This window comes from Marivirga atlantica, assembly GCF_016734805.1.
In the GTDB taxonomy this organism is placed as follows: Bacteria; Bacteroidota; Bacteroidia; order Cytophagales; family Cyclobacteriaceae; genus Marivirga; species Marivirga atlantica.
In genome coordinates this window covers 148662-160834 of sequence record NZ_JAERQG010000002.1, presented here as the reverse complement: position 1 = coordinate 160834, position 12173 = coordinate 148662, and the positions used below count along the sequence as shown (strand labels likewise).

The following is a 12173-nucleotide window of genomic DNA, read 5'->3' as shown; positions in this document are numbered from 1 at the left end:
GATTTCTTCGCTACGCTACGAAATGACGGTACTTGTTAGCTCAGAATGTCATTCCGTAATGCAATGAAGGAATCTATATAATTAAATATTAGCAATTTAAATTCATACGTGTAATAGCCAAATGTCCTAATCATTATTTATCTTCTAAAACCTATAAAAATGGATAATCTCTGTTTTAAATAAGTAAGATTTCTTCGCTGCGCTACGAAATGACGATACTTGTTAGCTCAGAATGTCATTCCGTAATGCAATGGAGGAATCTATATAATTGAATATTAGCAATTTAAATTCATAAGTGTGATAGCCAGACGTTCAAAGCATTATTGATCTTTTAAAACCTATGAAAATGGAGAATCTCTATTGTAAGTAACTAAGATTTTTCTGCCATGCTACGAAATGACGGTATCTGTTAGCTCAGAATGTCATTCCGTAATGCAATGGAGGAATCTAAATAATTGAAGTTTAGTAGTTTAAATTCATAGGTGTAATAGCTAAACGTCCAAAGCATCATTTATCTTTTGGAAAACCTAAAAAAATGGATAATCTCCTTTCTAAATAAGAAAGATTTCTCCGCTGCGCTACGAAATGACAGTATCTGTTGGCTCAGAATATCATTCCGTAATGCAATGGAGGAATCTAAATCATAATCTAGTTTCAATTACTGTAAGATTTATATTATTTCTCCACTGCGCTACGAAATGACTACATGATCAAGTATTTTTAACAATATCCAACGACTTCAGTAAAAATAAAATCAGTAGATTTATTATTGATGCAAAAATCCAAACTCGCAGAAAATGGCTTTTAAAGAAACCCGTAAATCCTATCAGAAAGAAGAGTTCAACGACTTCGGGTTAGGCGGTAAAGCTACATCAGGCCATTACCGTGTTCTCAATAAAGACGGATCCTTTAACATCCGCAAGGAAAATGTACCGCTTTTCGAGAAATTCAATTTCTTCCACAGCCTGGTATCAATGTCATGGACCAAGTTCCTGGTGGTAGTGCTGAGCACATATTTCTGCGTCAACCTGCTTTTTGCTTCGCTTTATATGCTCGTAGGCATTGAACATTTAACAGGCATTAGAGGAAGTACAGCCACGCACCAATTTATGGAAGCCTTCTTCTTTAGTGCGCAAACCATTACCACCCTTGGCTACGGACAGGTAGCTCCCACCGGACTGGTAACCAATATTGTGGCCGCTACTGAATCCATGCTTGGGCTTTTGGGTTTTGCACTCGCTACTGGTTTGGTTTATGGCCGTTTCTCAAAGCCATCAGCCCACTTGAAATACAGTGAAAATGCCATCATTGCACCCTATAAGAATATTAATGGCTTCATGTTTAGGGTGGTAAATCCGCGCGGTAATCAACTGCTGGAAGTAGAGGCTAATGTTTCTTTATCTGTGCTTAGGGAAAATTCCGCCATGCGCGATTATTATTCTTTGGAATTAGAGCGCTCCAAAGTGGTATTTCTGCCTGCCTCATGGACTTTGGTACATCCTATAACAGATGAAAGCCCTTTCAAAAACCTAACAGCTGAAGAACTCATGCGCAGAGATATGGAAGTAATAGTTGTAATCAAGGCTTTTGATGAATCTTTCTCACAATCAGTTTATTCACGCTCGTCTTACAAATTTGATGAATTGCAATGGGGTAGAAAATTCAAATATTTGATAAGCCATGACAATGGCCGGCTATCGATTGACATTAGCGGCATCAATGAAACGGAAGAAGCGGCACTCAACGATTAAAAATTCATCACTCAAGCTTCAGCCCTACGCCAATCTTTTTCAACAAATAAGGATTGTGATCTATCACCAGCACATCATTTTGAGCACTTAGTCGCTCGAGCATGGCAAACATCAGGTCGATATCAGCATAGTGAAGGCCTATGCTGGGTTCGTCCAAAATGAACAACTCACCCGATGCTTGTTCTTCAATCCATTTCAATAATAATAAGCGCTGTCTTTCACCTGAAGAGAGAGATTGTACCGGCTGATCTAACCTGAGATGTCCTAAACCTACATCCGTCAGTTGATGAAGTAGGTCGAAAATCCTATTTCCACTTTTCCTCTCTCGCAACCAGCCATCAAGCGCTGTTAAATTCATAGCCAGTACTTCGGCAATATTGTGAGAGCCAAGCTGATGTATCAATATGGATGGCTTATAACGCTGACCATCACATACCTCGCACTTTTCAATGGCATTAGCTGCTACATCTAAGCTGGTTTCTATATAGCCTTTTCCGTTACAATTCGGGCACTGACTGCTCTTGGTTTTGTAGGAGAAATCTTTGGCTTTCAAGCTAGTTTCAGCGGCAAATTGCCTGGTAATTTCACCCAATAAACCCAAATAATCTACCAACAAAGTACTGGCATAGCTTCTCAGTTTTTTAGGCTCAAAATAGTGTACATCTGTATACTGCTTAGGAAAGCTTATTTGTTCGCAATAGCTCGCTTTTCCGGTTTTAATGCTTGGTATTAGTATTTCCTTTACCAGCGTGGTTTTTCCGATACCTGACTTACCGCTTATAGCAGTAATTCCGCCAACGGGGATGCTCAGTGACTTTTTAATCAAAGTATGCCGCTCGATTCCTTCTATAGCAATCATTTCTCCACGCTGATTCAGCTCCACTTTTTCAGCAGCTGTTTTTAAGAATGGATGGCATTCCGGACGTTCCAGGAATGCATTAGAACTTCCTTCATAAATGAGATATCCACCTTCCTTACCTGCAACAGGTCCAATTTGCACCAGATGATCTGCTGCCATTATTAGCTCTTTGTTATGCTCAATTACTATCACTGAATTACCTTTTCGGATTAACTCTTGCAGGATATTGAGCAAATCAGGAATGTTCTCCTGAGATAAACCCGCTGTGGGTTCATCCAGCAAATAAGTAATGCCTTTTAGCGGAGAATTTAACTGCTTGATAAGAGCCACTCGCTGATTCTCACCTCCTGAAAGCGTAGATGACTTTCTATTGAGCTGTAAATGATCAATATGTAATTCTCTGGCGCGGCTTACAGTGCTCTGAACCTGCTCCTTAATTTTAGTAATCAATTGTGCTTCAATAGTTTCCGAATCATAATTTTGCTCAAGCCAGTGGGACAACTCGTTAAAATCCATCGACTTTATAGCATGGATAGATTCACCAGACAATGTATATTTCAGTCTCTCAGGATGTAGTCCACTTCCATTACAATTGCTGCAGGTTTCCGGTGAGAACAAGGCTTTTAGCGACTCGATATTTTTATTCTTCCGAGTCATATAATATTCTGTGGACAGATAATTCAACAGACCTTCCCATTTCTTATTGAGCTGCTGTGTACCTGTTCGTGTTTTTGTCTTGTAATGCCATTCAGTCTGCCATTTTCTTTCTCCAGTTCCATAAAGGAAGATTTGTTTCTGCGCTTCATTCAACTGGCTGTAAGCTGTATCAAGATCAAAACCATTTTCAGAACCAACCGCTTTTAGAATCGCCATGTACTGACTATCAGGATCACCATATTCAGCAAGGGTTTTATTATGCGTTAGCAAACCGCTCGTTATGCTTTTATCAGTATCCGGCACGATTTTATTCAGATCAGGAATCATCTCCTCACCTACACCCTCACAAACAGAACATCTGCCTAATTCATGCTCATTAGAAAAATGGCTGGCTGATAAATCATCTCCTTCAAATTGGGCTTTACGTGAGAAAGCAAAACGCAGCAATTTATCAATACCTGTTTGCTTGGCAATATCAGATCTCAAACTGAAGCTCTTTTCCTTTCTGGTGACACAAATGGTAGGAGTTAGCCCCATCACTTCATCCACCTCAAACTGAAAATTCACGCCTACGCGCGACTGCTGATAACTTGAAAATTGTCTGGTCATTTCCTGCAGCCCAAAACCATGTAACGTATCAATAACCAAAGATGACTTACCTGATCCGGAAATACCGCTCACCACAGTCAACTGTTGCTTTGGAAGCTCAAGATTCAGGTTTTTCAAATTATGCGTACGAGCGCCTTTTATGCTGATCACCTCCTGAGACTGCTCAGCTTCTTCTTCCAAATGCTCCTTTGCAGATGTCTTGGCATTGTTGATCCAATAGTTTGCAGCCTGTTGAAAAAGCTGATGATTTTCAAAGCAAACTATGCCTGCCGTCTGATCTTTTAGTAAATGTAAAGCCTTGAGCAACTGCCTTACATTCTGATAGTGTAAGCCTATGCTGGGTTCTTCCAAAACCAGCAAAGTACTTTTCGACTTTTTGGCAAAGTGCTTCGTCAGTTTAATGCGCTGTGCTTCTCCACCTGAAAGGGTATTAGATGGTTGTCCTAATTTGAGGTAGCCCAGCCCCAGCTGAAGCATTAAATCAATTATCTGCCTGATCGGTTTTTCTTCTTCAAAGAAATCAAAAGCCTCCTCAACGCTGAGGTTATAAATGTCAGCGATCGTCTTCTCTTGCCAATGTACTTTAAGAACTTCCTGCTTAAATCGCTTACCATTACAACTCGGGCATACCTGGTTTACGCTACCCATCATACTCATAGACAAGGTGATAACTCCTGCTCCTTCGCATGTAGGGCATCTGCCTGTTTTGTTATTAAAAGAAAAGGCACCCTTTGCTAACTTTAGCGCTTTGGCTTCCTTGGTCTTCGCCAATAAATCACGGATTTTATCTGCTAAACCTGTGTAGGTAGCAGGATTACTACGCGGTGTTTTACCAATAGGCTGGTCATTGACAGTGAGTAGGTTTAAGTCAGCCTCCTCACAGAATTTAGAAAGTCTGCTGACTGATTCCGGTGTTTTTCTGCTGATTACTGTAAGCTTTCCAGCTTCAGGATGAAAGGTTTCTATATCAACTTTTAGCGCTTGAACTGATTGATTTTCCTTTGATCGATCAGCCTCCAATGCTTTTAAAGTGGGGCTATCTATTTTTTTGGCTTGAAGAAATTCCTGAATAGAACCATTGAAAACCACTTCTCCACCATGAATACCCGCATCAGGGCCTAACTCTAATATCCAATCAGCTGAGCGGATGAAATTCAAATCATGTTCTACCACCATCACTGTATTACCTCGCTTGATCAAGCGGTTGAGCATATGGCGTAAATAAATCTGGTAGTCGGCAGGCAGCCCTATGGAAGGTTCATCAAAAACATAAAGCATGCCTTGCAGCCTGCTACTCAACTGATTCACCAGCTTGATGCGCTGCGCATCACCCGAAGAAATATCAACACTAGGGCTGCTAAGTTGGTATTCGCCCATACCGAGCTTGATCAAATCAAATAATTGAGTAGTTATCCTTTCTACTAAAACCTGCTCCCCTGCTGACAATTTCAAGGCTTTCAGCTTAGTGTGAAGTGCCTCTAAAGGCAAATCCATCCATTCGGCAAAATTCAATGACTGCCACTTAAATTTTAAGTGTTCGGCCTTGATGCGGGCTCCTTTACAACTCGGACAGATGTGTGCACTGGCAAATTTTAGAATATTGGGATTTCTATCGCGCCTAAGGATATCTTCCATAATCGGCATCATGCCCTTATAGTAGCCTTCCTCGCGCGGCTTGGCTTTAATACCTTCCCATCGCAGGCGTGACTCCAGGCTATGCTTCCCATAAAATACTTTGACACGCTCGCTACCATTCAGCACAACATCTCTTTGCTCATCTGTCAAATCCTTCCAGGGTACATCAACGCTAAAGCCGTGTGCCTGGCAAACCTTGTTAAGCTCATCTACCGTTATCTGCGAATAGACAATATAACCATTCGGCAAAGTGGTGGTAATGGCACCTTCTCTTAAAGTCTTATTTTCATTGCCAATCAGTTTATTGATATCAATATATTCCGCCTCACCAATGCCCCTGCATACCTCACAAGCTCCTTTAGGATGATTAAAGGAGAAGAGTGATTTACTCATTGTTTCCTCTGCCGAATAGCGCGCAAAAAGAATTCTGAATACAGCCGCCAGCTCCGACAAGGTGCCGAAAGTTGCATGTGTAGATTGAAAACGTTTAGATTGCTCCACTTTGATAACCGGAGGAAGATCCGTGATATCATCGACCTCCGCAGTAGGTATTAACTGACTATTCTGTTGGGTATAGGCAGGAAGACTCTCCAGGAAATGACGGTAGCCCTCATTGGCAATTACACCCATCGCGAGGGATGATTTCCCGGAACCTGATAAACCGGTAACTACAATGAGCTGATTCTCAGGAAGTGTAAGATCAATATGCTTGAGGTTATTCTGATGGGCATTGGTAATGCGCATAAAGGCTACTTTTTATTTTTTCTAAAACTTAAAGTTAATAAGAATATGGGAGGACGATTGTTTCTGAAATTAAATATGAGATTACCTGACACCCTGAAAAAGATCACACAAAACTGTAATTATTCTAACACTTAAGCTAACCAAATTGAATAGCTGCATATTCACATTCTTACCACTTCACCTTAAAAAAACGACTACGTTATTTTAACAAAATACTTTTGTATGTAATAGATAGAAGTAATATTTTCGTTGCTTTAAAAAACCAATTTTAACCTTAAAAAGAACCTAAAATGTGTAAAGCTAATCAGCTTCTATTGCTGTGTTTATTCATAATTGCCATTACATCTTGTAAAAAAGATGATCTTCAAAATGAAATTGAGGAACCAGATTTCAGTATACAGTCAACAACAGACTTCGCGGTAATTAGCCAATATGAAAATGGATGGATTAAAGAAGGTAGATATCCTGCTAGCGGTAACCCTATGAAGGAGTTTGAGTATCATGAGAATGGCTATATAAAATCTGCCAAAATATACAGCACCCTCGGTGCTTATCACCTGAGTATGGAAGTTGCCCGTAATATTGACAATAAGCCTGAATGGTCAAAGTATTATAAGTCTGATGGCTCCTTATGGATAGAAACGATTTATGAGAATGGACGTCCAGATATGAAAAAAGTCTATGGAGATAAGGGAGTGACTACGCATCAATATGCAGATGGCATACTTACTTCCAGCACATACACCAGTCAGGATGAAAGTATTACAACCTCAAACAAATTGAATGCATCAGCCTCTAATAGAACTGTATCTGTTTATGTCAATGATAACACTTACTTTGAGCAAACAAGCACCTCCGAACCAAAATTAGGTGATGGACTGTATAGTGACTTTGAAATACAGGTAGGAAATCCGTTTGGAGAAGTAGAAGGAAACTATATTAGATTATTACAATCTTCCTCCTCCAGTCCTTCCTGGGAGCGATATTTAGAAGCGCATAATTTTGTAAGACCTTATATTCTGCTCGATCAAGCTTACATTTCTGACGGTGAATTTATCAGGAGCTTTGCTTTAAGCACTGAGCTATACCAATCAATTATTGAACAATACCCTTTTAATGAACAGGGAGTTTTAGTGGGCGGAACCAGATACATTGATGGCTACACCAACATAAGCTTACCATTCGATTTGAGAGATTCTCTTGCCAATGTTTATGAAAATGATTCGGCTAATTATGTCTTAAAATACGGAGACGAATATGTTGAAAAAATAGGTTATGGAAAGAGTACCCTTCTTATTGGTGCCATCAGAAACTTACCGACAGATCCGCTTCTAGCAGACGAGTTGAAGACTATTGCAGATAAGAAAATGGATGTTCTTATATCTGAAAGCAGCCCTGCATTAACAGAAGAAGAACAGGCTATGCTGGATAAAGTATGGTTCGAAGTTCGTTTCTTCTCTTATGTGCCTGAACATAGAAGCGGTGTAGTTATCAATTCTTATCAGGATTATCAGCAAGCTGTTGAGGCTGTGGACGATGCTGAGTTGACTGTTATTCAGCTAGAATATAAATCTTGTGAGTATTTATAGATGGGCAGTTTTTTGCCTTACCTGAATCTGAAATGTAGTTAAAAATCATTTTTTTTTGCTACTTATGCTTGCTTCGCACGGTTATAATGAAAAATGTGTTCAGCATAAAGTGATTGACGGCCAGCTTGAATAAATATCAATAGTAGTATTAAGAATGACAATGATAAAATTCGATTAATGAGATATTTTGCCCGTTATACACTGTAAATAATAGTTGTAGAAACGCTAATTCAATCCCTATATTTGTCAAATAAAAATAATTATAATACTATGAAAATTAGATTCGCACTTTTAACCGTTATTGCCATTTTCGCCATGTCATTCTCTTGTGATGACGATGCTTTAGATAAGTTATTAGAAATTGATGGTCCTATTGATTTTTCAAGAACATATACAGTTGATATCCAAGATGGTGACCCAACAGAGTTTACCAAAATTGAAGAGTTCGAAACGTCTTATAATGGTATAGACATTACTGATGTAGAAATCAACAGCATGACCCTTGGGATTAGAAATTTTGAGTCTGAAGAATTAGTTTTAATGGACATGACTTTTTATTTCGAAGGTCTAGAAAATGAACGTATTAATATTATAGATTATGACCTTTCTGCACATAACAATCAATCATATGATTTAAAGGATTTAGCAGATGCCAGAATCGCTGAATTTGAAGAGTTCTTACTGAATAACGAAAACGCAAAAATGATTATCGAAATGACAGTGGACAATACGCCTGTGTATTTTGATTTTGACTTTGACATGAGTGTAACTGTTACAGGTACTCCTACTGGGAATTAAGAGTAGATCATATATTAAAAAAAACCAGCCAAATGGCTGGTTTTTTTATGCCTGAATTTTTCTGATAGTTATTAGCTACGAGCAATATGCGCTATATATTGTAGAGCAATTGCGTGTTAAAATAAATACAAGGCTTAACAAATCTGATTGGTATTAAACCAACAGAAAAATAGATTTCTCCGCTGCGCTACGAAATGACAGCATCTAGCAATCTTTGTTTTCTGTGGTAATTACGAACCAAATCCCGATAGCTATCGGGGTGAAGTGTGGCAATCTTCACAAAATTTCCGTCATTGCCAGCAGAGCGAGCGAAATGTGGCAATCTAGCAATCAATAGCGAGATTGCTTCACTCATAAAAGGATTCGCAATGACAAATACCTTCGGTGCTTCCCCAGCCTTGAACCTTCAGTTAAATAACAGATTCTCCTCCAATAGAAATTATCATCTACATAATATGAGTAAGGGTAGTAATATAAATTTCAAGTTAATTTATACTTGATGATAATTGAAATATATAAATAAGCCCCTAGCATTATGAGAAAGAAGAAAGAACTATCGATTTCAGAATTAATATTTCTAGGTTCTATACAATTTGTATTAGCTTTTACAGTCCTCTTAAACGGATTCACCTATTTAACAGAACGATTTATCAAAGATGGGCAAACAGCCAATGGACCTACAAAGCAAAAAGGCTTATTGGCAGTAATGGCTTTAATAGAAAAAGGTTGGTGGAAATACTTAATTATCTTATTCTTTGGCACTGTAGGATTCTTAATGATTAAAGAAGCTAAAAAGAAAATAGGTTTATTACAAAAGAAAAATAATACAAAACTGAAAAGCAAAAAGGGTAATAAATCTGCTGTTATATTAAAAGAATATATTCAATCTAATCACTTTAATAATGACAAAAAGTACTTTAATCTTGGCAATTTTGGTATTTTCGAATTGACTGATAACTTAGATGATTTCATTCACACTGATTATAAAAATGTAAAAGGCGTGCCTTTTGCATATAACACAACATATGATGGTGATCAGCTTTATGTCTTATTTATTGGAGTTACAGAAGGCATTAATGAATGTGGGATATTTATCAATCATTGTGATCATTTAGCATATTCAAACAACCCTTATGCTTGTTTAAAGCAACCCATTAAAATAGCTGCGTCACTAAATGAACTTTTTAATGATAAATCCTTAGACGCATTGTTAAATACAAAAACGTATTATGAAAAACTATTAGAAAACGCTTATCATTCTAATAATCCTTCAATTAAAACAACTGCAGGTTTTATTCCTCAGCTTGATCTGAGAACACTTTTTAAGAAGGAAGCTAAACATGCTTTAATCATCAATCATCGAGAATTTGATGATAAGACATTAAACGATTTTCTTATTGATGCCTCTTTATCAGTTCAAGATGAATTCACAACATTCCCAGGCCCAGTTGATTACGATAAATTGGTAAAGAAAGCTAATGCAAACATTGGAAAGGACAAGTACTTCTATATCTTATTTGGGAACTCAGGATTTCATGGAATAGGCAGTTTTGAAGATCTAACAAAGAGTCAAATTTGTAATTTCCTAGGTCTAGGGTTGTTTTATCGAATGTCTGAAATTGATTTGAAATTTTATGATTTAAATAATGAAATGTCAAAGACAATATATACTAAACAAGCCGTAATGAACTGAATTAATCGGAATGACTTCCTACATTAATACATATAGAGCATTTAGTGATAGTGGTTTGAAAGACCTCTTTTTCTAGATTAGTATTGAATAAAAAAATAAGTCAATCGATAATTGCTTGAATAATCAATCCCCCTTCACCTTTTCTAAGGGGGAAGAGATTACGGTAAGAACTAAACCTAGTACAAATAAAATGTTTAAGTAATTATAAAACCTCCAAAATTGTCTTGCCTCAAACCTCCCCCTTGGTGAAGGAGGATGGGAGGATTGCTTTCTCAACGCCCACTTGCCCCATTCATTCACAGCCCATAGCCTAGCGTTCATCGATAAGTGAGAGGCATCATTTGGAAATTACTGGAATACTATTGCTTACATTAAACGGTTTACCTAATCTTGCAGGATTATTTCATTTATTAATAAAATCATTACTTAGAAATGAGGGGCGTTTCATTCTACCTACTAATCACATTGTTTATTTATAGTTGTTCCTCTAAAGAGGAAGAGCAGAAAGAGCAAGGCCCACAAGATTTTAGACGTCTTTCCTTAAGCTTAGCTTCTGATAATTACTACGATACTGAAAATTATAGTGGCAATCTTTACCTTTCTAACCAAAATGGTGAAATTGTTGATCAAGCTGAATTAGTCAATAATGCTACCTCTGAATTAATCATGGATTATGACTCAAATTCAGATTTTGATCTTACTACAGTAGATAGATACGAATTTGAAAGATCAAATAAAGAATTTATTAGTTATCGTTTAAAAACATTTAATTCAATTGAACCATATAATTTTGAAATAAAAGAACCTCAAATTGCTTACGCTGATTCAGGGGCCTCAGCTTTCCTAAATATCGCTAATACAGGTGGAAATATAAGAGATATAGTAACTGCTAATTACTACAATCGAAACATAACATCAACAGAAGCAAACTTTGAAATATATTTAATTAACCAAAAAGAAGATATATACTTATCTTTTCTTCCTGCTGGAAAAGACATTCCACGCTATATCTTACTTGAAGATATTGAAAATGGATTTAGCACAGATTATGAGTTGGCTGATCTCCCATTAGCCAATGATCAAATAGTCATAAACTATCCACAGACTGATGAATTGAGCGTGGAAATATGGGGTGCAGTTCAATCGGACCCAGAAAATTTCTTTGCCCTTCTATCCAGTGAGTGGGGATCTTTAAATCCGCCTTACAGTATTCATTATATCCCAACAAAAGAATTTGTTCAATTTAAGCAAAAAACTTATTTAAACATAGGCAACAAAGAGTATCAAAAAATGGAAATTGATAATCTTATAAATACAGTTTTTACCATACCTGATTTAGATTTTCAGATTATTAACAGCAATAATGAAACATTTGAGTTTTCACCTACAACCAACTATGACTATTACAGTATAAGTATGTACTATAAGAATGAAGCGGAAAACTATGAAATCATTTGGAACCACTACGGAAAATCATCCAATGGTAATGTAAAAATCAGATATCCAAAGCTTCTAGAAATTTTGGGTCCTGAAACAATGCCTGAATCGGTCAACGATTTTAAAATCACTAACACTGAGATTAAGAATATTGAAGGCCTAGGTTCATATTTAGAATACTGTAATGCAATTATGGATCCCAATGTATCCTTAGAAAGTAAGAGTAATAAAATTGAAAGCTTGAAAATTCAATAGCAATTACTACATGCTAATGTCATTGGAATTACTATGCGTTCAAAAGAAATGCATAAACTTTAATCTGGACTCTGTTATTACCGTTTACTTAAATTCACTCTCAGGACTGCTGGTCTAAATTGTAAATTACCTTATAGCTTTCATAA

6 protein-coding genes are annotated in these 12173 nt (G+C 37.2%); 5 read left to right on the top strand and 1 reads right to left on the bottom strand.

Annotated features, from left to right (window positions below):
- Positions 1-797: 797 nt before the first annotated feature.
- The gene (locus JKP34_RS08130) at positions 798-1751 is read left to right on the top strand and encodes an ion channel (protein ID WP_201919623.1); all 954 of its coding nucleotides are present in this window, start codon (positions 798-800) and stop codon (positions 1749-1751) included.
- Between the two features lie 7 nt (positions 1752-1758).
- On the opposite strand, the gene JKP34_RS08125 is transcribed toward JKP34_RS08130, so the two are convergent.
- A complete protein-coding gene (locus JKP34_RS08125) occupies positions 1759-6255 on the bottom strand; it encodes an ATP-binding cassette domain-containing protein (protein ID WP_201919622.1) in 4497 nt (1498 codons plus the stop codon).
- A gap of 290 nt (positions 6256-6545) precedes the next feature.
- On the opposite strand from JKP34_RS08125, the gene JKP34_RS08120 reads away from it, so the two are divergent.
- The 4 genes from JKP34_RS08120 (at position 6546) to JKP34_RS08105 (ending at position 12027) form a co-directional block, all read left to right on the top strand.
- Positions 6546-7844 carry a hypothetical protein gene (locus JKP34_RS08120; RefSeq protein ID WP_201919621.1) on the top strand — a complete coding sequence of 433 codons (1299 nt, stop codon included), beginning with the start codon at positions 6546-6548 and terminating at the stop codon, positions 7842-7844.
- 270 nt (positions 7845-8114) lie between these two features.
- A complete protein-coding gene (locus JKP34_RS08115) occupies positions 8115-8642 on the top strand; it encodes a hypothetical protein (protein WP_201919620.1) in 528 nt (175 codons plus the stop codon).
- 535 nt (positions 8643-9177) lie between these two features.
- Entirely contained in the window at positions 9178-10335 is a 1158-nt protein-coding gene (locus tag JKP34_RS08110) for a hypothetical protein (RefSeq protein WP_201919619.1), read from the top strand.
- A gap of 432 nt (positions 10336-10767) precedes the next feature.
- Complete coding sequence (locus JKP34_RS08105; protein ID WP_201919618.1) at positions 10768-12027, top strand: hypothetical protein; 1260 nt, start codon at positions 10768-10770, stop codon at positions 12025-12027.
- Positions 12028-12173 lie beyond the last annotated feature (146 nt).

Bases quoted from the DNA above. Each gene is read 5' to 3' on its own strand.
- JKP34_RS08130 (WP_201919623.1), top strand. From the start codon at position 798: ATGGCTTTTAAAGAAACCCGTAAATCCTATCAGAAAGAAGAGTTCAAC.
- JKP34_RS08125 (WP_201919622.1), bottom strand. From the start codon at position 6,255: ATGCGCATTACCAATGCCCATCAGAATAACCTCAAGCATATTGATCTT.
- JKP34_RS08120 (WP_201919621.1), top strand. From the start codon at position 6,546: ATGTGTAAAGCTAATCAGCTTCTATTGCTGTGTTTATTCATAATTGCC.
- JKP34_RS08115 (WP_201919620.1), top strand. From the start codon at position 8,115: ATGAAAATTAGATTCGCACTTTTAACCGTTATTGCCATTTTCGCCATG.
- JKP34_RS08110 (WP_201919619.1), top strand. From the start codon at position 9,178: ATGAGAAAGAAGAAAGAACTATCGATTTCAGAATTAATATTTCTAGGT.
- JKP34_RS08105 (WP_201919618.1), top strand. From the start codon at position 10,768: ATGAGGGGCGTTTCATTCTACCTACTAATCACATTGTTTATTTATAGT.